Source organism: Muricauda sp. SCSIO 65647, assembly GCF_021534965.1.
Lineage (GTDB): Bacteria > Bacteroidota > Bacteroidia > Flavobacteriales > Flavobacteriaceae > Flagellimonas_A.
In genome coordinates, this window is sequence record NZ_CP091037.1 from 2,752,482 (window position 1) to 2,777,854 (window position 25,373).

Genomic DNA, 25,373 nt, shown 5'->3' on the forward strand with positions numbered 1-25,373 from the left:
ATAATACATATCTGATGGGCACCAAAGAGAAAATATCAGAAGATATATTATTGGATGAAGAAACGGTCAAGCAAAATGAAATCGTGCTCTTCAATGACGATGTCAATACTTTTGACCATGTTATCAGTACCCTGATAGATGTTTGTGACCATACCCCAGAGCAAGCCGAACAATGTTCGCTTATTGTACATTACAATGGCAAATGCACGGTCAAAACGGGAGCGTATGACGATCTAAAGCCACGTTGCACCAAATTATTACAGGCAGGTCTGAGCGCTGAAATCGTTTAACCTGGGAAAACTGTACCAACCCCTCCCTTTTTTAGGTCTTTTGGGCCATATGTAATAGCCGATGAGGCTATTTTTCACAAAACCCTTCAATTGTTTTGCCAAGGTTTATCAAATTCTTCAATAAACTTAAAAAAATCCTTTTTCTTTTTTATGGTGTCATAATCAATAGGTGATTTCGATTAAATTAGCCAAGAGCTAACTCCCCCGATTTGAAATGAGTGAATTTTTTAAGGCTGAACTGAAGGATAGGTTTTTAGAGTACGCTGCTGATCGTGATGACTACTTTGAGGTACAGTTGCTGTACGATGAGTTCTTACGGCCCAATTATAGCCTTGAATATGTTCATGGGCTCGTTACTGAAATCATTGACTATGATGCTGACTTGTTGGATGTCATGAGCGGCAATGGCGCCAAGATATTTATGCTCGCCTCAACTCCGAGTACAGCAGATTTTATGGAGGAGGGCGGTTTTACCGATCTTTATATCAGGGAGGAGGAAAAGTGGGATACTTTCTTTGAACATCTATCCAACAACCGAAGACTGACCAATAAAGAGAAGGCGGTAATGACAGATTCAAAAAAGGCCTCTTATAAGAAAGAGAGAAGGTTGCTCTTTCTTTTGATTTTTGCGGTAGCTTTCAGTTTTTTGTTTGCGTTGTCCAGCATTCTCAAGAATTCTTTTTTTGAAGATGACTATATCACCAAAGAAGAGTTTGAGAAAAGGCTAAAAGACTTGGAAGAGAACCAAAGTAGGGGAGAGAACCTGACATTGTCAGAAGAAAAACTTGACAGTGCAGACACTGCTTTCAAAAAAGACAGTGTTCCTATGGTCGAATGACCAGACTATGGTTTCTTGTAAGCTAGGTGTTTTGGCAATTCTAACCATTTGATTTTAAGTGGTTTAAAATTCTTTTTCCATAAACTTTGATTCTTGAATGGCATTAGCGATATAATGCTAAAAACCATTCGGGAATATCATTCATTTAATTTCAGCGCATTAAGATTTTGAACATTTCATAATTTTTGGTCTTGCGTTCTGTAAACCCATATTTTTCATAAAATTCTCTTGTTTCACTTGTCGCTACTAAGCCAATATAGGCGTGTCGTGAGGCTATTGTTTCAAAATAGGCTTCAATTTGGCCCATAATCAGTCTGCTCACACTTTTGTTGTTGTAGTTTGGGTGAACTATAATATCCTGTATAGTAAAATAGATGGCCCCATCACCCACAACCCTTCCCATTCCTATCACATTGGGGCCATCTAAAACCACAACACTATACACTTCTTTTCCGAAAGCGGCTTTTGTAAATTGATTTTCAAGGGTATACCAATTGTATTGACTTCTTAAAGATTGGTACTCTTTCTGGGTAGGAGGGCGTTTTTCAATTCGCAACTTTGCACCTTGTTCAATTGTCATTTCCATACCTGATGATTTTTATTCTTATTTTTTTGATATTTCTTTTCTTAATGACCAGGGGGATCTCTAAATCTGCCCCCCGGTCATTGCTCAACCCAACACAAATTCACCATTCTGGCACAGCATAATGTGTAGTGTTGAAGAATAGTTTCATTTTTTAAAAGCTATATCTGAATCTTAGGAATATGCTGTTTCCTAAATTTTTAAATTCATTCTCTTGTTTTCCATAGAAAATTTGACCCGTAACATCGAAGTCCCAGTTTTGGGAAATGTTATAGGCAAATTGCGGTGTCAGGAAGACTGAGTTCAGATCAACGGCATAGATGGAAGCCAATGATCCTGTAATTGCCGGCGTAAAAGTCTTTGAAAACTGACCAAACAAAGACCACTTGTTCGGCATTAAGTTTTTGGCATCTATGGTTGCATTGGCCATCAGTGAACCACCAAAAAAATCATTATCGCCCGTTCCATTGCTATTATAAAGTGTGGATATATTGACGGACATATCGTTAACGAAGTAGTAATCGAATGAAATGGATCCTACAAAAGAATTATTCCCTTCAGAGCGGTCATTCGGTATAAAATAACTCAGCTCGCCCTTGAAGCCCATATCCTTGATAACACCTTCCCAACCCATTCCCAACGTAAAATCATTCAAAAACTTGGCCGCTATGAGTTGAAAGTCGTATTGATGTTTATTGAAATTATACTTCAGGGCCAACGTATTATTTTTCCATGTGTCAGCATAACTGATCGCAAATTCCAGACTGGAATTTCCTGAAGTAAAATACTTCGCCCTTAGGGCATCGGCTCCCGGACGTTCTTCATAATCAAAGTCTAAAAAATTGTAGGCATTGAAAAGATCGTTGGGGTTCCAAACCAAGTTTTTTCCCCAATTTATGCGCTGACGACCTACGACCAATTGCCATTTTCCTTTATGATAGTCCACATACAAGCGGTCTATGGTCGAAAGCATTAAGATTGCCGGCTCATTGAACAATAGGGCATCAAGATCTATATCTTGATTGGGGCTCTTTACAGTTGAGGCAAAGTCGGGCATTGACCTGACCGAGGTGCCCCAGAACAATCTATTGCGCAATTCGAGTGCCAATGTTATATTATCATTGGCGTATACTTTGAAATTCGTTCGGTTATGGATCAGGTTATCGTTGGCGATACTATCCAACGAAGTGAAACTTGACGTATTCAAAAATTTAACGTACCCAGATAGGGCCAAATGGTCTGAAGCCCAACTTTGTTTTTCTTGTGCCACCAACCCAACCAGCGATGCAAAAATCAAAACATAAGATAGTATGTGCCTTTTAGGTATCAATTTGATTGTAAAATATCTTCTATGATTTTTCCGTCTTCCAATGTTACCACTCGACGGGCTCGGTCAATGACCCTTTGGTCATGTGTGGAAAAAATGAAGGTGATCCCCTCTCTTTCATTAAGTTGTTCCATGATATCCAAAAGGGCAGATGTGGATTTTGAATCTAAATTGGCCGTTGGTTCATCGGCCAGGACAAATTTGGGCCGGGATGCCAATGCCCTCGCTACGGCAATACGCTGTTGTTGGCCTCCGCTCATTTCATTGGGGCGCTTTTGTGCCTGGTTTTCCAAGCCAACCGATCTAAGCAATTCTTCGACCCGTTCATCGATTGTTTCTTGTGGTTCATGCTGCAAAAGCATAATGAAACCTATATTCTCTTTGGCGTTGAGCACAGGAATCAAATTGTAAGCCTGAAACACAAAGCCAATATTCTGTAATCTGAAATTGATCCGTTCATTTTCTTCCAATGCCATAATGTCGACTTCATCGACAAATACATTTCCCGAGTCGGGCTTGTCTAGACCACCGATAATATTGAGCAAGGTACTTTTGCCCGATCCAGAGGGGCCAACAATAGCTGTGAACTCACCTTTGCCCACAGTCAATGACAGACTGTTTAATGCGCGCACCTCATTTCCCTTGCCCTCGTTATAGACCTTTTTCAGATTTTCTGTTTTAATAACATCCATTTTGTTTCTCTTTAAGTGATAATTCAGGTTCAAACCTTTATTAAATGGCCTTCACAGCTTCGGCTGGGTTCAATCTCAAAGCCCTTCTTGCCGGCACCACTGCCGCGATAAGGGCCACGACCAGCGTCATCAACGTAATATTCAAATACAGTACGGATGGTAGCTTTGTATATAATCTTGATCCCATTCCGAAGCTCTCCAGCCCTTTGCCAACGGCAGAAAGATCAATGCCGTTGATTCCAAAATATTCAATTGCCCAAATTGATAATAGCATTCCAATGGGGGCCGCTATCAGGGCCAAGAAAAAAGTTTCTAGAATGATCATGGCGAATACCTTTCTTCTATCCATGCCAACTGACAATAACATGCCTAGTTCGCGCTTGCGTTCCAAAACCGCCATGAGCATGGTGTTGACAATCCCAAAAGTCAGTGCCAGTAAAATGATGCCCATAAAGATGTAGATGAAATTGCTCATGGTCTTTTGTGCATAACCCAATTCTGGTGAGATTTCATCCCAGCTTTCCACTTTGTTGTCTGTACCGATGCTATTTTTAACGGGCACCGTTTGCTTTATATCATCGCACAGAATAGCAATCTCATGATAGTTGCCTGTCAAGCCGATCCCGGGGGCCAAATCAGTATACTTTACAAAGACATTTCTCTCGTCAAATGAACTGTTTACGGTTTTGAAGATTCCTTCGACCCTGAAACTGGTCGATATTGTATTATTGCTGGCATCTAGAAAGTTGAGTACGACCTTCGAGTTGATCTTTGCCCCTAATTTATCGGCCAGTTTCTGACCGATAACAATCGGATTTCTCTTTAGTTTGTACAAATAGGATCCTTCTACCAGTTTTTGGGAAATGTCGGTGACATTTCTTTCTTCTTTGGGAAATATACCCATGATCTTGACGCCGTAGTTGCCATGGGCCGTAGATGCCATACCCTGCAGTACCAGACGTTTAGAGTACGCCTTTACGTGCCTCATGGTATCTATTTCGTTCAAAATGGATCTGCTGTCGACAATGGTATCCTTTTTATCAAAATTTTCAAGAAAACCCGGATTGTGCACTTGAATGTGCGACAGATAAGAGTCAATCGAACTTTTTAAGCGCTGTTCGTTCAATCCTGCTGCCATGGCCATGATGAACAGCCCCGACCATATGCCCAAAACTATGGAAGCTATAACGATACTGCTACGGAGCTTGTTTCTCCAAACGTTCCTCCATGCTATGCGTAGTAATGTTTTCATTGTTGTACTGTTTTAGCCCCTCATCGCTTCCAGGGGTCTGAGTTTTTTGATGATTGCGATAGGGTAAAGGGAAACGAGCAGGGCGATGGAAAAAATAAGTGATGTGTGTACCAACGGAAGATCAGGCTGTATGTAAAAGGGGATTTCGGCACTGAAACCAAAGGTTTCCATCATTTCAGCTTCTGTACCGGGTAGTACCAAGGGATCATAGTGTTTCCACAACATGATGGGATAGGCCAGAAGCACGCCTGCCAGTACCCCCAGCAGTGATAAAATAATGGTTTCCATAAACACCATGAGCATCAACTTCCCCTTTTTCATACCTATTGAGACCAACACACCGAATTCATATTTTCGCTCTTGGGTCATCATGAGCACGGTACCAAAGATTCCGAAGATGAGAATCATATAAAGAATGGCCACCATCAACAATCCACCAATACTGTCGGCCAGAATGGTTTGTTGCAGTTCGGGCATCATTTCTTGCCAGTTCATGATTTCGTAGCTGTCGTCCAACTTACTTGAAATAGCTGCTTGCAATGACTTCAGGCGGGCATTGTTCTCTTTGTCTATTACCAGGCTTGTGGCTATTCCGTTAGCACTGAATAGATTTTGGGCATCATTCAAAGACATTAATGCCGTAGTCTTGTTCAGTGTCGGATTTTTAAAATCCAAAATCCCTGAAACTTGAAATTTATCGGCTGCCAACATACCGTGGTACCCCTGTCCCATAAACACCACGGTGTCTCTGACACCTGCTTTAAAATAAGACGCCACTCCTTTTCCTATGATGATGTCTTTTGGTTTTTTGGGAAGTGTGCCCTGTACCAGCTTAGACCCGATATCCTGTAGCTTTTGCTCTTTTTCAAAGTCTAATCCGTTTAGCGCTATTACCTTGGTGAGGTCTCCCACCGATAGTAACCCATAGTTTTCCAAGCGTGGCAACAATGCCTCAACACCTTTGGTGTTTGACACTTTATGCATCAAACTATCGGTCATGACCACCGCCTTATCTATGGAACGTTTGTCCCAATACCCATTTTCGTGTATCTGAATATATCCTGTATACGAACCCACTACATTGTCTATCATGCTTTTATAAGTCCCTAATTGCACAGATCGCATCATTAGGGAGAGGAATACTGCAATCAAGATGGAAGCGGCCGTAATGACACTTCTTTTTTTGTTTCGCCAAATATTTCGCCAGGCAATTTTTAGAATCACTATTCTGCCATTTAAGTATTAGTGGATACGCTTCATGTAATTGGTGGTAAAGTATTCGTCTGGAATATCCATATCAAACTTCCACTGGTTGTAAGTAATCACCGTAGATTGCCCTGGTTTGTCGACGGGCGTGACTGTCAGTTTTGAGGGGAGTAGCTTCCCGTCAAATGTCTTGACCTTTGATCCGACCATCTGATTCACCAAAAACATATCTTCATCATAGTAGTCTATCTGCATTTGCATGTACTCCTTTTTGTCGATCCATATGATAATTTTTCCCCAAACGACAGCGGCATTGGGTTTTGGAGCCAGTTCAATTTTCCAGCAGGGGTAACCCTCTTTCTCTTCTTCATCAATGATTTTCTTGGTGTAATCGGTTACCAAAGAAGATTGTTTGATCAGATCATCATTGGTCAGGTCGGTTCCCATCCAATTTTGTAACATCATGGAGGGTGGAAACTTAACCGTTCTCTCAATGGTAAGAAGGTAATTCCAAACCTCTTTTTCCCGCATTAGAAAAACTGTCCCCTTTTCTTTTGCAGGACTTGTTATAACCGAGACGGAATGGTCTGAACCCCTGGTCCACCCTTTCATTTTCATTTCTTTTGACCATTTTGGCCGAATGATATCGATGGTCAATTCTGTATAAGAAGACGTTCCCCGTAATTTGTCATCGGATTTTTTGACAATTTCATCAGCGGTTTGACCGAATGAATAAGACGCTGCCAAAAAAAGTATAGTCAATATCTTCAGTTTCATTTCTCTCATTTTTTTGGGTTCATATAACCGTTTATGATATTTTCTTTGATTTTGTCCAAAGGATAGCTTTCACCAAAAACCATGTATTGAATACCTATGCCATCGATTAAGGCTCCAAGTTTGAAAGCTTCGTTTTCGGGGTCATGATGGCCCATGCCCGTAAAGAGTTCTTGTAGTTGCAAGGTCAGATCTTTGTACACTGTAGAAATTGTTTGATGCACCGATGGTATGGACCCCACGTGTATGGCCAAAGAAACGATAAGACTCCACAACTCTTTCTTTTCTTCAAACACCTTGAAGAAGCCCTCAATCATCTCCCTGATGATTTCCTTGGGGTCTAGCTCCCTTAATTGGTCTTCGGATAAGTTGAGCTCGGTAGCCTCTTTCAAAGCGAAGTCAATGGCCGCATTCAGCAGTTGTTCTTTATTTTCGAAATAGCTGTAAAGAAGACCTTTTGACATCTTTACCTCTTTCGCGATATCATTGATCGAGGTATTGAAATACCCTCTTGTCGCAAATAAATGCAGTGCTTCAGAAACAATTTGTTCCCGCTTTGCTTTTCTGTGAGCAGCTAATTGCTCGTTTGTTCTAGGACTCATTTTTTAAAATTGAACGATTGGTCAAAATTAAAAAATATTTGTTTGACAAAATGGTTTTGTGAATTATTTAACAAAAAACAAGAAGACTGACCGGTGCCATATTTTGGGTAAAGCGAAGAATGAAAACAGGTTTTAGGGGAGGATATCTTAAAGCCAGTAGCAATAATCTATGTGAAAATTGGTCAGATCATCGATTTCGGCCATCAGTGGTATGGAAGGCCGATAGGGGATGGTGCCGGTCACTTCACTCTATTTTTACCACTTATTGGTTTTACTTTCGATATGATACACCGTATTAAGCAGGTTCAATGTGGTCTATCAACATGTTATCGATCGATATACTTTATTGTTTTTGTAATGGATTCCATCGCATCGGCCCCAATCCAGAACAGGTGTCCCCATTCATTCTGAAGAATTTCAAGTTTTGAGTTTTCAATCATTTTATGAGCGTGTCTGGCATGGGACAAATGGACAGAATTGTCGTTTTCGCTATGGATAACCAGTGTGGGGCATTTGACTTTTGCGAGTACATTATCGGTAAGGTCTTGATCAATATCATTTAAAAAACCCTGTCCAGAATTGTAGTGTTTTAAGGCAGAAACCAATTCTTGAATGTCATCCCTTTTTAATTTTCCCATAGGATGTATGGAAAACTGGACGAAAAAACTCTTGGCCATCGCTTTGGGAAATATCCTTGAAAAGAACCGAATCATTCCCCAGGTCAATTTTTCAATTTTGGGATTGAATATGAAGCGAGCTGTTTTATATATTCTTTCATTTTGATCAAGCCATTTTTTTGAAACTGCAGAAGCCAGAATTAATTTATGTACTTTGTTGGGATATTGGGCAGCCAACTCGATTGCCGTAGGCCCGCCTGCTGAAATACCGTAGACAATTGTCTGTTCGACCGACAAAAAATCCAACAATTCTGCAATCAAAGCCGCTGATTTGCGTGGCGTTTGATTACCCCTCAAGGGAGTCTTTCCGTAACCGGGACGGGAGGGGGTGATCAATCGAAACTTTTTTAAATCAAAACCTTTGTGACAAAGGGTCTCATGGCAGTTAGAATGTCCTCCGTGTACAAATACCACCGGAATACCAGAACCTATTGAACGGTACTCAATATCCCCAAGCTTTGTGCTTGTTACTTTACTCTTCACTTTCGTTTTAGCCATAGGTGAACGATATGTACCGGTGATTTAAGATTATCTTTCTTCCACAGAAAAGAATAAAAACTTCGCAAATCATTTGTTTCGAGAGGTTTTATAATGGTTTGAAATGTTCTGTCAGATACCTGACTGTATTCAAGCGTTTAAAAAATGACCTCCTTAAGATTTCATTCTTTCAGATAATATAGTGGTTTTAGGTGGTTCACAAATACCTCAAAAACCAGTTGACCGATTTGCTGATGGTCAATTTGATGACAAATGGTGCCATTTGACTTTCTAAAGTAAAGATATCAACGGTCTTGAAAACACCTTACTTCCTATTTGGTGTCGAGAGGCGGGGGCTCTACGCTCACCCATTAAGAACCTCAAATTTTTGGGCACAACACAATATATTTCACCCGCCTTACATATGAATGATATCAACTATCATTTTTTGATTTCTAAAGAGTCATAAACATAAAATTAATACAGGTTGCGATTTTTTGGCTTACCGAGAATTACGTTTATTGTTCCAGATATTTTTCTTGATTTTCTTTAAATTCACATGTTAAATGAGTTGGTTATGGGTGAAACTTCTATTACCAGTTTTTTTGAATTCGAATCGGCAAAAGAACCTTTACTAAAAGAAGAAATCCTTAAAGTCGGGAATGTTAAATCGTTCAAGAAAGGTGAATTATTGATTAGAGAGGGCCAATATTTAAAGGTCTTGCCAATTGTTTTAAAGGGTTCAATTCGCGTTTTTCAAACCCACGAAGACCGTGAGATATTGCTGTACTATGTGCAACCCCAAGAAACCTGCATTATGTCTTTGGCGGCTTGCCTATTTAACAATGAGAGCCCTTCTTATGCAATTACGGAGGAAGAGACCGATGTGCTTTTTATCCCATCAAGCTATATCCCCATTTGGCAGAGAAAATATATGTCTTGGAACAAGTTTGTTCTAAAATCTTACCGAAACAGATATGATGAATTGTTGGATTCATTCAATGATGTAGTGTTCAAAAAGATTGATGAACGTGTTATTTCCTATTTTCATGAATATGCTTCAAACCATAATACCAATAAGATTCCCCTTTCCCATCAAGCACTGGCTCATGAGCTCGGTACTACCAGAGTCGTAATATCCAGAATTCTAAAGAATTTCGAGACTCAGGGAAAAGTGGTTTTACATAGAGGTTTTGTCGAATTAAAAAAATAGGGGTATTGTATCTTTTGATACCGTTTTCAAGTATCTACTAGAGCGACATTTGTTGTATTAATTTTAAAATTTTAATACAATGAAATCAAAACTCTTTAAATCAGCATTGACATTTTTTTGCCTAAGTCTATTTTTTTCAGACTTGTCCTTTGGCCAATCGTCCCATCAAAAAAATTCAAACAAAGTTCTATTAATCACTTCAGCACAGGTAGATCTGTTGTCTGAAGAAGGAAAAGCATGGGGGTATACAAAAGATTCAGAAACGAGAAACAAGGTGCGGAAAAACCTCAAAAAAATCATTAAGGAAGCGCGAAAGCAAAATATTCCTATTATCCATTCCCCAGTTGGCTTTGACTACGAATTAATGAAGGGATATAAACCATTAAATGCCATTCAAGGAGTTATCGTTGAGAATAAATTATTGGAAATGAATTCTCCAGGGACCGAGTTTATTGCTGAGGCCTTTCCTTTAGAAAATGAAATTGTACTTCCATATAGACAAGGTTTCACGTCTTTTTGGGCAAATTCCATCCAAGAGCACTTAGAAAGATTTGAAGTTGATACGATTTACATTGCTGGAATGTTAGCTGAAGGTTGCGTGGAATCACATGCCAGAGATGCCGCTGAGAATGGTTATTCCACTATTGTCATTTCAGACGCTATTGGTTCAACCAGCCTTGAACTCTTAGAAGCTTCAGAGAAAACCCTTGCTTTGCATACCAAAGCAATGATTAGCACCAAAGAGTTCGTAAAAAACTAGAACATAATGTTTTATTGAGGCTGCCCAAAAAAAGGGCAGCCTCTTTTTTATCATGTTTAGGAACAAACAATTATGACATGAGTACAATTGACTTTCAATTCAAAGCTATGAGACCCATTCTTTTAAATCGAGTGATGCATGAAAAAGATTGAATTCTCTTCAAATCTTCATTTCATGCTACTTTTCAAAAAATATTTTACACTATTGAATATACTTAGCTGTGCTTAATACTTATTCAAGTCTTTTAAATTTTTAAATCGCTTGACCATTTTTCCAAAATTTTTGTCCTTTTTCCGTTTTTCAGCAACAGTCGATTCAAAATGTTCTTTTTCTCTATTCATTTTTAAATAATTTTCATAGAACGATTTATCTATTTCTCCGCTTTCAACAGCTGCTACAACAGCACAGTCAATTTCTATTGTATGGGTACAATCTTTGAATTTACAATTTTTGGATAGCCCAACTATTTCTTCAAATGTCTTTTCCAATCCTTCAACCGAATCTGCAATACCTACTTCTCTTAGTCCCGGATTGTCAATTACAATTCCACCATTTTCAAGAACTATTAATTCTCGATGGCTTGTAACGTGCCGTCCTTTATTTGTACTTGTGCTAATCGTATTTGTTTTCATGGGTTGTTTACCTGAAAGGTTGTTTAAAAGGCTTGATTTTCCTACTCCTGACGAACCCAACAAACAGTAAGTTTTTCCCTTTACCATGTGGTCTTTCACACTCTCAATCCCTTTTTTGGACTCATTGCTTATCGCAATTATCGGTACTTGCTTTATCCTTTCTTGAACTTTGTACATCAAATTTGTTAATTCGGCATCGTCTATCAAGTCAATTTTATTGAGAATGATAATCGGTTTAACATTGGATGTATTGCAAATTGTCAGATACCTTTCTATTCGATTGATATTAAAGTCCCTGTCAACTGCTTGTACAATAAAAGCAAAGTCAATATTTGCCGCTATGATCTGTTTTTCCCCTTGTTTGCCGACTGCTTGTCTTTCAATGATGGTCTTTCTAGGCAAAATGGAATGTATGAGCACTTTGTCATCATCATATTCAGAAATTGCAACCCAATCCCCTACAGCAGGAAAATCTTCACGGGTACTTGCTGTATATCTTAAGTTTCCTGTAATTTCTGCATCGAATTCTCCTTTTTCTGTTTTAACATCATATCTTTCCTTATGCTCTGAAGTAATTCTTCCAATTTCAAAGCCTTCTAGATTATGTTGAATCCTTAATTTTTCTATTCTGTCGTTATATCCGAAATGTTCTAATTTCATATTCTGGGTATTTAAAAATATTATATATGCTTATGGTATTCATAAATGAACTTGAATACAAAAGCGTTCACAATTGATGTGTTTATTTGTAAAATGTAAATAAGTAGAAATGCTTCAGGGTTTTACCTGAAGTAAAGGATGGTGATAGTCAAAAAAGATTGACTATCTATTTTACAATATCCGAATATGATATTACGGATGTAATGGACATAAAGTTTTATTAGGGGACAAAATTAAAAAAATTCCTTTATAAAGTTCAAACACAAAACCACGTTCCGAAGAATGTGGTTTCCTGCTTTAAGTGACCTCCGCAGGGGGCCGACTGGTCGTCAAAGGTCTGGTAGACCTTTGATAAGGAGGAGCCAGACGGTGCGTTGGCAATCCTGTGACGATTGATGATCCACAGGATTACCTGCGGTGTTCCTTTAAAGTCCCCCTTTGCAAATAGAAAGTCCATGGCCTTGCCATGAATTCTCCCTTTATTCCAAACCTTTGAAACTACGTTTCAGGTTTTTCATGAATGAAAAAATCCATCACTCTAAAGTGTTGGACTTTCTGCTTGTAGTGACCTTCGCAGGATTGTTTCACATCCTTAGCGCTACGCGCTGAAAATAAAAAATCCAGACTTATAAATTCAAGCAAGCTTGATTTAACGCCTGGAAATTTTATTTATTCGTGACCTCCGCAGGATTCAAACCTGCAACCTCTTGAGCCGTAATCAAGTGCTCTATTCAGTTGAGCTAGGAGGCCTTTGCAATAAGGGCTGCAAATATATTTCTTTTTAAATTTACTACAAAACAGATACAAACGGAATCAATGGATTTTGAACCTTTCATTCGTACCATCAACAATTTTCCCAAGCCCGGTGTTTCTTACAAAGACATCACCCCACTTCTCAATGATGCCAATGCGTTCAAGGCCGCGTCATCGGCCCTTTACACATTGGTCAATGGCGCCAGTATTGACAAGGTTGTGGGCGTGGGCAGTAGGGGCTTTATTTTTGCGCCTCTCTTGGCAGATAAACTCAATGCAGGTTTTATACCCGTGCGTAAAAAGGGCAAACTGCCTTTCGGTACGTTGGCGGAATCTTATGATTTGGAGTATGGGACCGATGAGCTTGAAATTCACACCGATGCCATAGGTAGGGGTGAAAGAATCTTGGTACATGATGATGTCTTGGCAACGGGCGGAACCGCAAGGGCGGTCTGCAACCTGGTCGAGAAGCTGGGCGGTGAAGTGGTTCAGTGCAATTTTTTGATACGATTGGACTTTTTGAATGGAGGGGAAAAACTCAACGGCTACACCATTTCATCACTGTTACGCTATTAGTCCAAAGCCCTTATGGTCACGTAATACCGCCATCCGATAAGGGCCAATTGCCATTTAGAGGCCTTAGCAAGATTCAATCCCCTTTTGGTGAATGACGGGAGCAAGACCTTATTGGTTTTGGCCAAGAATTTGAAAAACTGCTTTTTCATCCATTGGTTTTTTCAAAGGTACTCTAAATCAAATAAGGGAAAAGAAATTGTGCCGCCGAACCACTATTGATGATTCTGACGTTTTGAACGGTTCGGCACTATTGAATGAACAGCGCAATGATTTGCACCAAAAGTGTGATTAAGAATTTAATCAGGGTTATCATTTTTGATAAGTTGAAAGGTTGAACAATTAATCGAGAACCGGTTACTTTTTTCAATATATAATGACATTTGTCATATTTCCAAGCAAAGTGAAATAAATTAATGAAATTGAATACGAATATGTAAGTAAATAAACGAGATGTATTACAATTTTAATGTGACTCTCTTGGGTGAAGTTTCGAGATAAAAGAGAAAAAGATTATTTGTGTTCTGAAATGATAGAATTGTAGGGCCTTTTTTGGGCAAAAAAGATTTTGCAAGGGGCTTTTTGTTCGAAAAAACCGCTTTTTTGCCCATTTCGTTTCGCGATTGCAGAAAAAAACCGCCCACACATTTGTGGGCGGCCCTATAAAAAAGAGTCTTTTTTAGGATTATTTTTTGTTTTTGGTGGTGATTTCGACCACACCATTTTTGGCTTTTTTGCCATACTTTTCAATGGCCTTGTCACCTTTGAGAACAGTGATCGATTCGATGTTGTCGGGCGTTAGCGCTTTTACTTCTTTTTTGGTCGCTTTTTTGCCATCGATGTAGTATAATGGAGCATCTTTACCTTCGGTTTCGATGAAGATGGATCCATCATTGCCCACGCTCTCGATTACGGTATCTTCCTCATCTGAATCTCTTATGATCCTAATCTCCTCACCGTCTTTACTCTTGTGTTTTTTTACTTTTACCCTTTTATTGTGGTCGGTATCTGACTGCACGTGTATGTTGACGTCATTGTCATCGTCATGCCCGTCTACATCTACAGTGACATGAAGGTCGATTTCTTGCGTTTCATCCTCTGTCATTTCCCCTCCGTTGATGATCACTTTTTTGACACCATTTTTATTCTCTATGATGATGTCTTCATGTTCGCCTTCATCACTGGATTTGCTCCAGACCATCGTTTTGTTGCCACTCTTATGAATGCTTACCTCTTTGTGCATGCCACTTCCGAAAGAAACCAAATTGGCCTCATCATCATAAAGAACGCTGATGGGTTTGATCGCCCCCTCTGAATTCGATTGGTAAGAACTGCTGAATTTTTCACCTTTACTGCTCTGGCCACTGATTTGCATCGATATGTCGATGATTTCCTTGTCGTCGTTACGCACGGTGGTATAGCTAAAATCGACCCCATCTTTTGCTAGATTTTTTTTGATTTTTTCAAGCTCTTCATTGGTCGTGTTCTTATCGATGATCAGCTCAATTGATTTATTCATATTAGATGTAGCCATTGCCTCGCCATTTGTGACGGGTACCGCCACCTCTTTGGTGTTGAAGCTGACCATGAACAGCACTAGGGCCGGTAATACCAAAAACATTTTTAACATACGCTGTTTTTTTGATTGATTTTTGTTCATCATAACTATTCGTTTTTTGATAAATGAATTAAAAAATGGATTTGAAACGGCAAGCTTATGACCGCCCACCGCTTGTTGTAGGAGTAAATACTGGTAGAATTTTTTGTCTTTGACCAAATCTCTTGTCTGTGCGTCGGCCAAATACTCTAAGTTTTGCTTGACGGCCTTTTTGTAATACCATATGGCCGGGTTGTACCATTGTAAAATGAGCGCTATTTCTGACAATAGAATGTCAAGGGAATGCAGCCCTCTTGCATGTGCTTTTTCATGTACAATGATGGCCTGTAATTCGTTTGGCCTGAATTGTTTCGGATAATAAAAAATATGGTGAAAGAACGAAAAAGGTGAGATTTCTTTGAGCGTTTTCACATGAACGATAGGTTCTTCGATCACTATCTGGCTTTGTTGTTTGATTTTTTTGATGGCCAGTAATTGGTTGATCAATCGAAAGGTAAAAAACGATACGCCCAGTACATAGACCGTGACCAAAAGGTAGAACCATTCAAATGCGCTTGCGGTCTGATCGGTTTCTGATATGACTGAAAATGTGCCATAGTTGATGGTCATTGGCTCAAGCATAACAGTCTTTGTGATGGTCACAAAGGGCAGTATTGAAGAGATGACCAATCCGATGATTAAAAAAAGACGGTTTTCGGCGAAAAAGGTTTCCTTTTTGAGAAAAAGCTGATAAACCACCAGAAACAGTAAAACCAAACAAGATGATTTTAATAAATATTCAAAAAAAACTTCCATGGCCGTTATTTTTTATTTTCGATGAGCTTGATGATTTCTTTGAGCTCATCCACAGAGATTTTTTCTTCTTTTGCAAAGAAAGAGACCAAGCTCTTATATGAATTGTCGTAAAAATTGGCAATCGTGGAATTGACAAACTTTTTGCGGTATTCTTCTTTGCTGATCAGCGGATGGTAACGGTGCGTGTTGCCAAATGCCTCGTGCGATACATACCCTTTTTCCTCTAAATTTCTGACTATGGTAGATAGGGTATTATAATGTGGCTTGTTGTTCTCAAATTCGGCCAAAATATCTTTGACAAAGGCTTTCTTGAGCCTCCAGATGATAATCATCACCTCTTCTTCTTTGTTCGTGAGTTTTTGCATGGGCAGAATTTTGTCCAAACCTACCACGATAAATTTAGTTATACAACTATTTTTATAGTTATTTAACTGTTTTTTTAGTTTTTTTGTTTTCGTCAATGTGGATGATGATACTTCAAATCTTCCCATATATTTGCCGAAACTTCGATTTTTGGAAAACTTGTTCTATATCATTCTCGGACTTGCCCTGTTGATCTTTGGGGGCAATTGGTTATTGAAATCGGCCGTAGCTCTTTCGTTGCGGTTGGCAATTCCGAAAATCGTGATCGGTATGACGATTGTGTCATTTGCGACTTCGGCACCAGAGTTGATCGTGAGCATCAAGGCCGCTTTAGATGGTTTTCCCGACCTATCGTTGGGCAATGTAGTGGGATCCAATATTGCCAACCTTGGTTTGGTCTTGGCGATTACGGTGCTATTGGGCAATATCGATGTACGCAAGAGTTTCTATACTACCGATTGGCCTGTGTTGATGTTCGCCTCTCTGCTCTTTGTGGGCTTCATTTACTTCGATGGCCTTTTGCAAAGGTATGAAGGGGTCATTATGGTGACGCTCCTGTTTTTATTCTTGGTCTACCTGTTGCGATATCAAAAGCCCGCCGTGGTCGACGAAGTGCCCGAAGACGATGTGTTACTGCCCTTGTACAAGGTTGTATTGTATCTGGGCATTGGTGGCACCGCCCTTTGGGGGGGATCGGAACTTTTGATCAGTGGTGCAGTGGGCATGGCGACTACATTGGGGGTCAGTGAGCGGATCATCGGTATTACAGTGGTCTCTGTAGGTACCAGTATTCCAGAATTGGCAGCATCTATTATCGCCATATTGAAAAAAGAAAAGGCCATTTCTGTCGGTAATTTGATAGGGTCGAACATATTCAACCTTTTGGCGGTTTTGGGCATTACCTCAATTATCACCCCGATTCGTGTCATTGATCAAGGGCTGCTGACCAACGATATCTTTTGGATGTTGGGTATCTCGTTTTTGATACTGCCCTTGGTGTTTTTTCCGAAGGGACTTCGTTTGGGATGGCGAGATGGTATAATTCTTGTGGCGGTTTATGCAGTCTTCGTGTACTTCACGGTGGCCTGATCAACTAGCCGATTACATGAAAAACAAGCTGATATTTTTATTTTCAATTCTCTTAGCTGCACCTTTGTTCGCCCAAAGCGATTTTCTACAGGGCAAGTTGATCGATGCCCAAACGATTGAACCCGTCGCTTTTGCCACGGTAAGGGTCAAGGGGCGGGCCATAGGCGTTATATCGAATTTGGATGGAAGTTTCAGAATTCCCCAAAAGTTCAAAAAATATGGCGATACCCTCGAAATATCTTCAATGGGGTACGAAAAACGGCAAATTCTCATATCGACCCTGCCTGCTGATAAAGTACAAAGAATATACCTACAGCCTGGTGTATTTGAGCTTCAGGAAGCAGTAGTGCGGGCAAAACGAAAGAGACGCCTTTCGGCCCGTGCCATTGTAAGACGGGCTATAGAGAACATACCCAAAAATTATCCCACCTCTCCTTTTTCAATTGTTGGATACTATCGTGACTATCAGTTGAAGAAAGGGGAATATATCAATTTGAACGAAGCGATTTTAGAGGTTTATGATTCAGGATTTGATCAAGTAGACAGTGCCACGAGCAAGGTCAGAATATATGAGTATGAACCGAACTTTGATTTTGAACGGGACACCCTGGCCGATAACCCATACAACTATATAAGCCGTGAAAAAATAATAGACGACGCCTATCTTTTTGATTACCACGGAAATGAATTTTCGATTTTAAGGGTTCATGATGCCATTCGAAATTACAACTTGGGTTCGTATTCATTCATTTACCAATTCGACCGGGATTTACTGCCCAACCACTCATTCTCAAAAGAGGGGACCAGCTATTCTGATAAAACCCCATTGCACAAGATTAATTTTCAAAAGAAACTGGCAGACCACCAAGCCTTTGGCACTTTGTATATCTCTCATGGCGATTTCGCAATTCACAAATTGGAGTATTCGGTCTACAGTTTGAAAAATAGAAAATCACGGAAAGTTTCGAATAAACATGACAGTTCTGGTCAACTTCTCTTCGAGGTGTTGACAGAGTACCAAAAAAACTCTGACAAAATGTATCCCCATTACATTTCGTTCCACAATAAATTTCAACTGCTTAAACCCAATGAGTTTAGGGTGGTTGACGTCTTTTGGAACCTCTATAAAAAGCGTTTCGAGATACTCTTTAATAGAGAACCCCTAGGAAAGGATGCTACAAAAAAGGACAATTATTCAATAATATATGAAGGTTATAAGGTAAAGTTCAAAACCGTCGTCAGTTATGGGGATCAGGTCTGGTTATATCCTAAAGTAAGTACACAAGAAGATAAAGAGGCCATGGCCCAAATTGAACAATTGGCAGATAGTGATGAACTCAAGATCGGGGTGTTATCCATTAACATTCAAAATATTAGGGATAAAGCTGGTAATTTGATAAATGCAAGGCGATATGAAGACGTGGATCAATATCGAGAGTTTTTTGTGCAGCAGATAAAACCGGTAGTTTCGTTACCGGCCAATAGCCTATTAATGGATAAACGAAAACCGATTTTTAAAAATCAACCCATTCATCGGCCAGAAAATTTTGATGATTATTGGATGAACACCCCTTTAAAGAATATTCAATAAGAACAAAAAAACCGCCCTTTTATAGAAAAAGGCGGTCTTTGTATCCAACAATTAATTAAGCCTATACCAAAGCCTCTACATCGGCTGACTTCACAGTCTGAATAATTCTGGCTGCCACTTTGTAAGGATCTGCATTTGAGGCGGGTCTTCTGTCTTCCAACCAGCCTTTCCATCCTCTTTCAACAGTTAGAATGGGGATTCTTATGGAAGCGCCCCTGTCTGAGACACCGTAACTGAATTCGTGTATTGACTGTGTCTCGTGCAGACCGGTCAAACGTTGATCGTTGAATTCACCGTAAACGGCAATGTGCTCGTCGGTAACGGGCCTAAAAGCTTCACAAATTTTTTCATAGACCTCTTTTGAACCACAGGTTCTTAAGGTACCGTTAGAGAAGTTGGCGTGCATACCACTACCGTTCCAATCTCCCTTAATGGGTTTTGGGTGGTATTCTATGTAATATCCATAATCTTCGGTCAATCTGTCTAAAAGATAACGGGCCACCCAAATTTGATCACCGGCATTTTTGGCGCCCTTGGCAAAAATCTGGAATTCCCATTGGCCACAGGCCACTTCTTGGTTGATGCCCTCGAAGTTCAATCCGGCTTCTATACATAGATCGGCGTGGCGATCGACCAGTTCCCGTCCATGGGTATTTCTTCCACCTACAGAGCAGTAGTACAATCCTTGTGGGCCAGGATATCCTCCAACCGGGAAGCCCAACGGCAATTGTGTATGGGTATCCATTATGAAATATTCCTGCTCGAATCCAAACCAAAAGTCATCATTCTCATCATCGATGGTAGCACGTGAATTGGATTCGTGGGCCGTTCCATCGGCATTCAATACCTCGGCCATGACCAAATAGCCATTCTTACGGGCTGGGTCAGGAAAAATGGCAACAGGTTTCAATAAACAGTCAGACGATCCGCCCTCTGCTTGTTGGGTAGAACTTCCATCAAAGGCCCAAAGCGGACAATCCTCCAACTTTCCGCTAAAATCGGTTTCGATCTTGGTCTTGCTTCGCATATTGGCGGTAGGCACATAACCATCAAGCCAAATGTACTCTAGTTTTGATTTGCTCATAATTCGGATATTTTCGTTCTCAAATTTTAAGTTGGACAAAAATATACTTTTCAAATAAACAAACCCCATTCTTCAGGGTTAAAAACATAATTTTTTCGATATAATTATCACACCCCCCGAAAAATTAGGGGTAAAATGAACAGAAAATAATATTTATACGTTATATTATTAATTTGTTAATGTTTAGTTTTGCCCCAAAATTGTATTGACCATGTCAAAAATCAGATTTGATGCCCTGGCTGAAAGCCATAAGAGAACCGCCATTACGATAGAGGAAAAAGGAAAGCGTTCAGAGCTTTTTGCAAAGAACGTTTTCAATGACGAAAAGATGTTACAGTTTCTAAGTGGCGAGGCATATATTAAGGTCAAGGATGCCATTTTTTCTGGTAAAAAGATAGACCGAAAAATAGCCGATCAAGTGGCTGAAGGCATGAAGGCATGGGCCCTTTCTTTGGGTGCCACCCATTACACCCATTGGTTTCAGCCCCTGACCGGGGCAACGGCCGAGAAACACGATGCTTTTTTCGATCTTTTGCCCGATGGTCGTGCCATGGAAAAGTTTGGCGGTAGCCAATTGGTGCAGCAAGAGCCCGATGCCTCAAGTTTTCCGAGCGGGGGAATAAGAAATACTTTTGAGGCAAGGGGCTACACGGCGTGGGACCCTACTTCGCCTGCCTTTGTCTATAAGACCACCCTTTGTATACCTACCATTTTTGTGGCCTACACCGGTGAGGCACTTGATAACAAGGCCCCGCTGCTAAGAGCTTTGCATGCCATAGATGATGCGGCCACCGACGTGGCGCAGTTTTTTGATAAAAACGTGCGTAAGGTGCACGCTACGCTAGGATGGGAGCAAGAATACTTTCTCATCGATAAGTCCTTGGCCAAATCAAGGCCCGATATTTTGATGACCGGTCGTACCTTGGTGGGCAATGCAGCTGCCAAAGACCAGCAGCTAGATGACCATTACTTTGGGGTAATTGCCAGTCGTGTGCTAAGTTTTATGAGCGATCTTGAAAAGCAGTGCACACAATTGGGCATACCTGTGAAGACCCGACATAATGAAGTGGCACCCAACCAGTTTGAACTGGCACCCGTGTTTGAAGAAGCCAATCTTTCCATTGACCATAACTTACTGTTGATGGATGTCATGGAAGAGATTGCCGATAAGCATGGCTTTGTGGTGCTCTTTCATGAAAAACCCTTTGCGGGCATCAATGGCTCCGGCAAACATAATAACTGGTCATTGGCAACTGATACGGGAGTCAACTTGTTGAGCCCGGGCACCACCCCGATGAAGAACCTGCAGTTTTTGACGTTTTTTGTGAATACCATCAAAGCGGTCGATACCTATGAGGAACTATTGCGGTCTTCGATAGCTTCTGCAGGCAATGACCATCGCTTAGGGGCCAATGAGGCCCCACCGGCAATACTTTCCATCTTTGTGGGGAAACAGCTGACCGATGTGCTTGACGAATTGGAAGGTGTCTCAAAGGGAAAGCTCTCCCCTGAGGAAAAAACAGAATTGAAATTGAACGTTGTGGGCAAGATTCCTGAAATACTGCTCGACAACACCGACCGAAACCGCACTTCGCCCTTCGCCTTTACCGGAAACAAGTTTGAGATGAGGGGAGTCGGATCTCAGATGAACTGTGCCAAGCCCATGACCGTTTTGAACACCATCGTGGCGAAACAATTGACCGAATTTAAAAAAGAGGTCGATACATTGATAGACAAAAAAAACCTGAAAAAAGATGAAGCTGTTTTCAACGTGCTTCGTGAATACATCAAAACCTCGAAACGCATTCGTTTTGACGGGGACGGTTATAGTGAAGATTGGCAAAAAGAGGCTGAAAAAAGAAAGCTGAGCAATAATAAGAATACCCCAGAGGCCCTCAAAATATTAACATCCAAAGAAGTGATAAAACTTTTTGGCGACATGGGGGTCATGAGTGCGATAGAACTGAATGCCCATCGCGAAGTTGAATTGGGGGCCTATGTCTTCCATATTCAAATTGAAGGTAGAATACTGGGTGAGATGGTCAACAATTACGTACTGCCCACAGTAGTGAAATATCAGAATGTACTGTTGCAGAATGTTCAGGGCTTCAAAGAAGTCTATGGAGCTTCGCATAAAAAGTTTACGGAACACCAATTAAGTATTTTGGAAAAAATGGCAGCGCATTTGGCCGAGGTCAAAAAACAGACCGATGAAATGATCGAGGCCCGAAAACGCGCCAATGGCATGACCGATATCGCAAAAAAAGCCGAGGCATATTGCAATGAGGTCAAGCCTTTCTTTGAATCGATCCGTTACCACGTAGATAGACTCGAACGTTTGGTGGCGGATGAATATTGGCCTTTTACCAAATACCGAGAGCTACTTTTTGTGAAATAGCAAAATCCCCCTAAGTTTTCATGGAGATGCATGATAGGGTCTAAGCAAAAGCAGGAATCCATATTTTTGATTCATGGAGTTGACACTTTCTGACATTGAAGACGCCAACAGGCGTATAGGCCCTTACATCAATCATACCCCGATTCTTTCTTCTTCATTGCTGAACATGTGGTTGGGGCATGACATTTTTTTCAAGTGTGAGAATTTTCAAAAAGTTGGGGCTTTTAAGGCAAGGGGCGGGGTCAACGCTGTTTCTTGGTCATTAGAGAACGGTGAACGCCCAAAACGATTGGTGGCCAACAGTTCGGGCAACCATGCACAGGCCGTCGCCTATGCGGCAAAGCAGTTTGACATTCCCGCAACCATCTTTATGCCGAAATACTCATCAAAAGTGAAGATTCAAGCAACCGAAGGGTATGGGGCAAATGTAGTTTTAAGCGAAACCCGTGATATCACTGATGAACTGGTTCGCGAAGCGGCTATGGAAGAAGGGGTATTTTGGGTGCCTCCCTATAACCATGGGCAAGTCATATGTGGTCAGGGCACTTCAGCTTATGAAGCCTTTTGTGAAGTAAAAGACATCGATGCGGTCTTTGCCCCTTGTGGTGGTGGTGGACTACTTTCGGGCACCTATATTGCCGCTAAAGGGTTATCACCAAAAACCAAGGTAATAGGGGTCGAGCCCTTCAATGCGAACGACGCCGCCGAATCGTTGCGAAAAGGGAGCATTCAGCGATTGTCTGGTGTGCCCAATACCTTGGCCGATGGGGCCATGACCATGGCCGTAGGTGACATTACCTTTGAATATTTAAAAAAATTGGACGATTTCTACGAAATCGAAGAAGAGCATATCGTGTATTGGACACAATGGCTCACCCATCTGTTGAAGTGTCGAATTGAGCCCACCAGTGCCATGACCATGGAGGCCGTTTGCCGTTGGTTAAAGAGCCAAAAAACGAAACAACGGGTATTGGTCATAATTTCAGGTGGAAACATTGATCAGGTGACCACTTCAAGAATTTGGGAAAGGGATCGTTTGCAAAGGCCACCAAAAATCTAGTTTTTAGAGTTCCTTGATCTTCATATTTCTGAACCAAACATCAAAATACCAGTTTTGTAACGCTAGTTGCCCTTGTGTGGCCTTGCCAAAATCAGGATTATCGGCAAAATTGCTATTCGCAACTTTTTGCGTCCATTCAGCAGCTTTCAAGTCTTCTTGGGCCGTCAATTTGCCATTGAGATAAAATTCAATTCTTCCATCTTTTTGAATGATTTTGGAGGTATTCCATTGGCCATTGGGTTTGGCCTCGACTTCATTTTTCTGAACGGATATTCCCCATAGGCAACCGGGTCTTTTTTTCGGGTTGTTCGTGTCCATATGGGCAGGTTCCAATAGTTGATATTCAGGTCCGGTTAGATAGGTCGCTGAAAATTCTGGAGCTTCTTGTACATTGATAAATACACCCCCATTGCCCCTAAGGGCCATTTGCCACTCAAAAACGAGTTCGTAGTTTTCAAATGCCTTGTCGGTGACCAGATCGCCGAACACTTTGGTTTCATCGGTGGCATTGCAGTAAAGCATTCCGTCTGTCACCTCCCAAGCTGAAAAAGCGGTAGAATCGGGTTTATTGTATAGGTGCCAACCATTCAATGACTTGCCGTCGAACAACAAGGCCCAGCCCTGTTCTTTTTCCACATTCAATAGTTGGTTGTGAACCTTATTCTCAATGGCCTTTTTTTTGGTATGCCAATTAGGTATATCCTTTTCAGTTTTTCCCTTACAGCCTATGATTAAGAGGAAAAAAAGGTATAAAACGGTCAATTTGTATTTCATCGTTATTTCTATGAAGATTCAAAGTAAACATTTTTTCGTTGTAAATAAGCTCTGACCAAGAAGCACTAACGATCAACCATTTCACTATTTTTGCGCAAACCGTTCCAAATGTCATCAGATACCAGTAAACGATATGCCCAGCGTGGGGTCTCTGCCTCAAAGGAAGATGTGCACAATGCTATTAAAGACATTGACAAAGGGCTGTTTCCCAAAGCGTTTTGCAAGATAGTGCCTGATTATCTGACGGGCAGCACGGCACATTGTTTGGTGATGCACGCTGATGGAGCGGGCACCAAATCATCATTGGCTTATATGTACTGGAAAGAAACAGGTGATTTGGGTGTATGGAAGGGTATTGCCCAAGATGCACTGATCATGAACATCGATGATTTGATTTGTGTGGGTGCCACCGATGACATCATGTTATCTTCGACCATTGGGCGCAACAAAAATTTGATTCCGGGAGAGGTTATCTCTGCTATTATCAAGGGTACCGAAGAGCTGATTACAGATTTAGGGAAACACGGTATCACGATTCACTCCACAGGGGGTGAAACAGCCGATGTAGGCGATCTTGTGCGTACCATTATCGTTGATTCTACAGTAACTGCACGAATGAAGCGTAGCGATGTTATCGACAATGTGAACATTCAAGCGGGCGATGTGATCGTGGGCTTGGCTTCCTTCGGAAAAGCTATCTACGAATCGGAGTATAATGGCGGTATGGGCAGCAACGGACTTACCTCGGCCCGGCACGATGTGTTCTCGAAATATTTGGCAGAAAAATATCCTGAGAGTTATGACCCTTCCGTTCCTGAGGCGTTGGTGTATTCAGGGCAGATGAAATTGACCGATGCGGTGCCAGATTCCTTGTTAGATGCTGGTAAACTAGTGCTTTCGCCCACTCGAACCTATGCGCCGGTAGTGAAGAAAGTCCTTGAAAAGTATTCGTCAAGGGAAATACACGGTATGGTACATTGTAGTGGCGGGGCACAGACAAAAATTTTGCATTTCATCGAGAATCTTCATGTTGTGAAAGACAACCTCTTTCCGATTCCCCCCTTATTCAAATTGATCCAAGAACAGTCAGGTACTGATTGGAAAGAGATGTATCAGGTCTTCAATTGTGGCCATCGATTGGAACTGTATGTCGATAGGGCAATAGCCGAAGATTTGATCGAAATCTCAAAAGGTTTTGATATCGACGCCCGTGTTATAGGTAGGGTTGAAGAATCGAACACCAAAAAATTGACCATTCAGAGCGAATACGGTACTTTTATGTATTGACCATA

The 25,373-nt window shown here is 40.9% G+C and carries 24 protein-coding genes and 1 tRNA gene; 10 read left to right on the forward strand and 15 right to left on the reverse strand.

Annotated elements, in window-relative coordinates; all coding sequences use genetic code 11:
- Window positions 1-14 precede the first annotated feature (14 nt).
- Both L0P89_RS12245 and L0P89_RS12250 read left to right on the forward strand, forming a co-directional pair.
- Window positions 15-290, forward strand: coding sequence for an ATP-dependent Clp protease adaptor ClpS (locus L0P89_RS12245; protein ID WP_235268034.1), 276 nt, complete (start codon window positions 15-17; stop codon window positions 288-290).
- Between the two features lie 214 nt (window positions 291-504).
- Window positions 505-1,128 carry a hypothetical protein gene (locus L0P89_RS12250; RefSeq protein ID WP_235265382.1) on the forward strand — a complete coding sequence of 208 codons (624 nt, stop codon included), beginning with the start codon at window positions 505-507 and terminating at the stop codon, window positions 1,126-1,128.
- 151 nt (window positions 1,129-1,279) lie between these two features.
- On the opposite strand, the gene L0P89_RS12255 is transcribed toward L0P89_RS12250, so the two are convergent.
- The 8 genes from L0P89_RS12255 to L0P89_RS12290 all read right to left on the reverse strand — a co-directional run bounded on the left by L0P89_RS12255 (window position 1,280) and on the right by L0P89_RS12290 (window position 8,724).
- Window positions 1,280-1,714, reverse strand: a complete 435-nt coding sequence (locus L0P89_RS12255) for a GNAT family N-acetyltransferase (protein WP_235265383.1) — start codon at window positions 1,712-1,714, stop codon at window positions 1,280-1,282.
- Between the two features lie 151 nt (window positions 1,715-1,865).
- Window positions 1,866-2,894 (reverse strand): hypothetical protein, encoded by a 1,029-nt coding sequence (locus tag L0P89_RS12260; RefSeq protein WP_235265384.1) that lies wholly within the window; start codon window positions 2,892-2,894, stop codon window positions 1,866-1,868.
- Between the two features lie 143 nt (window positions 2,895-3,037).
- A complete protein-coding gene (locus L0P89_RS12265; RefSeq protein WP_235265385.1) occupies window positions 3,038-3,730 on the reverse strand; it encodes an ABC transporter ATP-binding protein in 693 nt (230 codons plus the stop codon).
- A gap of 40 nt (window positions 3,731-3,770) precedes the next feature.
- The gene (locus L0P89_RS12270; protein ID WP_235265386.1) at window positions 3,771-4,982 is read right to left on the reverse strand and encodes an ABC transporter permease; all 1,212 of its coding nucleotides are present in this window, start codon (window positions 4,980-4,982) and stop codon (window positions 3,771-3,773) included.
- A 12-nt stretch (window positions 4,983-4,994) separates the two neighbouring features.
- Complete coding sequence (locus L0P89_RS12275; RefSeq protein ID WP_262911451.1) at window positions 4,995-6,206, reverse strand: ABC transporter permease; 1,212 nt, start codon at window positions 6,204-6,206, stop codon at window positions 4,995-4,997.
- Window positions 6,207-6,224: 18 nt separating this feature from the next.
- Entirely contained in the window at window positions 6,225-6,965 is a 741-nt protein-coding gene (locus L0P89_RS12280) for an outer membrane lipoprotein-sorting protein (RefSeq protein ID WP_235265387.1), read from the reverse strand.
- Window positions 6,966-6,970: 5 nt separating this feature from the next.
- Window positions 6,971-7,564: a TetR/AcrR family transcriptional regulator gene (locus L0P89_RS12285; RefSeq protein WP_235265388.1), complete on the reverse strand. Its 594-nt coding sequence runs from the start codon at window positions 7,562-7,564 to the stop codon at window positions 6,971-6,973.
- A 326-nt stretch (window positions 7,565-7,890) separates the two neighbouring features.
- The gene (locus L0P89_RS12290; protein WP_235265389.1) at window positions 7,891-8,724 is read right to left on the reverse strand and encodes an alpha/beta fold hydrolase; all 834 of its coding nucleotides are present in this window, start codon (window positions 8,722-8,724) and stop codon (window positions 7,891-7,893) included.
- 571 nt (window positions 8,725-9,295) lie between these two features.
- Between L0P89_RS12290 and L0P89_RS12295 the strand changes: the two genes are divergently transcribed.
- Window positions 9,296-9,931, forward strand: a complete 636-nt coding sequence (locus tag L0P89_RS12295) for a Crp/Fnr family transcriptional regulator (RefSeq protein ID WP_235265390.1) — start codon at window positions 9,296-9,298, stop codon at window positions 9,929-9,931.
- A gap of 79 nt (window positions 9,932-10,010) precedes the next feature.
- Window positions 10,011-10,691, forward strand: coding sequence for a cysteine hydrolase family protein (locus tag L0P89_RS12300; protein ID WP_235265391.1), 681 nt, complete (start codon window positions 10,011-10,013; stop codon window positions 10,689-10,691).
- 224 nt (window positions 10,692-10,915) lie between these two features.
- On the opposite strand, the gene rsgA is transcribed toward L0P89_RS12300, so the two are convergent.
- Both rsgA and L0P89_RS12310 read right to left on the reverse strand, forming a co-directional pair.
- Window positions 10,916-11,983 carry a ribosome small subunit-dependent GTPase A gene (rsgA, locus tag L0P89_RS12305; protein ID WP_235265392.1) on the reverse strand — a complete coding sequence of 356 codons (1,068 nt, stop codon included), beginning with the start codon at window positions 11,981-11,983 and terminating at the stop codon, window positions 10,916-10,918.
- Between the two features lie 676 nt (window positions 11,984-12,659).
- Window positions 12,660-12,733: transfer RNA gene (locus L0P89_RS12310), tRNA-Arg, on the reverse strand.
- 66 nt (window positions 12,734-12,799) lie between these two features.
- On the opposite strand from L0P89_RS12310, the gene L0P89_RS12315 reads away from it, so the two are divergent.
- Window positions 12,800-13,312: an adenine phosphoribosyltransferase gene (locus L0P89_RS12315; RefSeq protein ID WP_235265393.1), complete on the forward strand. Its 513-nt coding sequence runs from the start codon at window positions 12,800-12,802 to the stop codon at window positions 13,310-13,312.
- On the opposite strand, the gene L0P89_RS12320 is transcribed toward L0P89_RS12315, so the two are convergent.
- The 3 genes from L0P89_RS12320 to L0P89_RS12330 form a co-directional block, all read right to left on the reverse strand.
- Window positions 13,309-13,461: an SsrA-binding protein gene (locus L0P89_RS12320; RefSeq protein ID WP_235265394.1), complete on the reverse strand. Its 153-nt coding sequence runs from the start codon at window positions 13,459-13,461 to the stop codon at window positions 13,309-13,311. The two genes, L0P89_RS12315 and L0P89_RS12320, sit on opposite strands and share 4 nt — an antisense overlap.
- Window positions 13,462-13,994: 533 nt before the next feature.
- A complete protein-coding gene (locus L0P89_RS12325) occupies window positions 13,995-15,722 on the reverse strand; it encodes a M56 family metallopeptidase (RefSeq protein ID WP_235265395.1) in 1,728 nt (575 codons plus the stop codon).
- A 5-nt stretch (window positions 15,723-15,727) separates the two neighbouring features.
- Window positions 15,728-16,087 carry a BlaI/MecI/CopY family transcriptional regulator gene (locus L0P89_RS12330; RefSeq protein ID WP_235265396.1) on the reverse strand — a complete coding sequence of 120 codons (360 nt, stop codon included), beginning with the start codon at window positions 16,085-16,087 and terminating at the stop codon, window positions 15,728-15,730.
- Between the two features lie 148 nt (window positions 16,088-16,235).
- Here L0P89_RS12330 and L0P89_RS12335 point away from each other — a divergent pair, with 148 nt between their 5' ends.
- Window positions 16,236-17,174 carry a calcium/sodium antiporter gene (locus L0P89_RS12335; protein ID WP_235265397.1) on the forward strand — a complete coding sequence of 313 codons (939 nt, stop codon included), beginning with the start codon at window positions 16,236-16,238 and terminating at the stop codon, window positions 17,172-17,174.
- Window positions 17,175-17,190: 16 nt separating this feature from the next.
- Entirely contained in the window at window positions 17,191-18,765 is a 1,575-nt protein-coding gene (locus L0P89_RS12340; RefSeq protein WP_235265398.1) for a carboxypeptidase-like regulatory domain-containing protein, read from the forward strand.
- A gap of 61 nt (window positions 18,766-18,826) precedes the next feature.
- Here the strand turns inward: L0P89_RS12340 and L0P89_RS12345 are convergent, their stop codons facing one another.
- Window positions 18,827-19,849: a glutamine synthetase beta-grasp domain-containing protein gene (locus tag L0P89_RS12345; RefSeq protein WP_235265399.1), complete on the reverse strand. Its 1,023-nt coding sequence runs from the start codon at window positions 19,847-19,849 to the stop codon at window positions 18,827-18,829.
- Between the two features lie 211 nt (window positions 19,850-20,060).
- Here L0P89_RS12345 and L0P89_RS12350 point away from each other — a divergent pair, with 211 nt between their 5' ends.
- A complete protein-coding gene (locus L0P89_RS12350; protein ID WP_235265400.1) occupies window positions 20,061-22,247 on the forward strand; it encodes a glutamine synthetase III in 2,187 nt (728 codons plus the stop codon).
- A 73-nt stretch (window positions 22,248-22,320) separates the two neighbouring features.
- Window positions 22,321-23,307, forward strand: a complete 987-nt coding sequence (locus L0P89_RS12355; protein ID WP_235265401.1) for a serine/threonine dehydratase — start codon at window positions 22,321-22,323, stop codon at window positions 23,305-23,307.
- A 3-nt stretch (window positions 23,308-23,310) separates the two neighbouring features.
- Here L0P89_RS12355 and L0P89_RS12360 read toward each other — a convergent pair whose 3' ends face one another.
- A complete protein-coding gene (locus tag L0P89_RS12360) occupies window positions 23,311-24,081 on the reverse strand; it encodes a DUF1080 domain-containing protein (protein WP_235265402.1) in 771 nt (256 codons plus the stop codon).
- Window positions 24,082-24,189: 108 nt separating this feature from the next.
- Here L0P89_RS12360 and L0P89_RS12365 point away from each other — a divergent pair, with 108 nt between their 5' ends.
- Window positions 24,190-25,368: an AIR synthase related protein gene (locus L0P89_RS12365; RefSeq protein WP_235265403.1), complete on the forward strand. Its 1,179-nt coding sequence runs from the start codon at window positions 24,190-24,192 to the stop codon at window positions 25,366-25,368.
- Window positions 25,369-25,373: the final 5 nt, after the last annotated feature.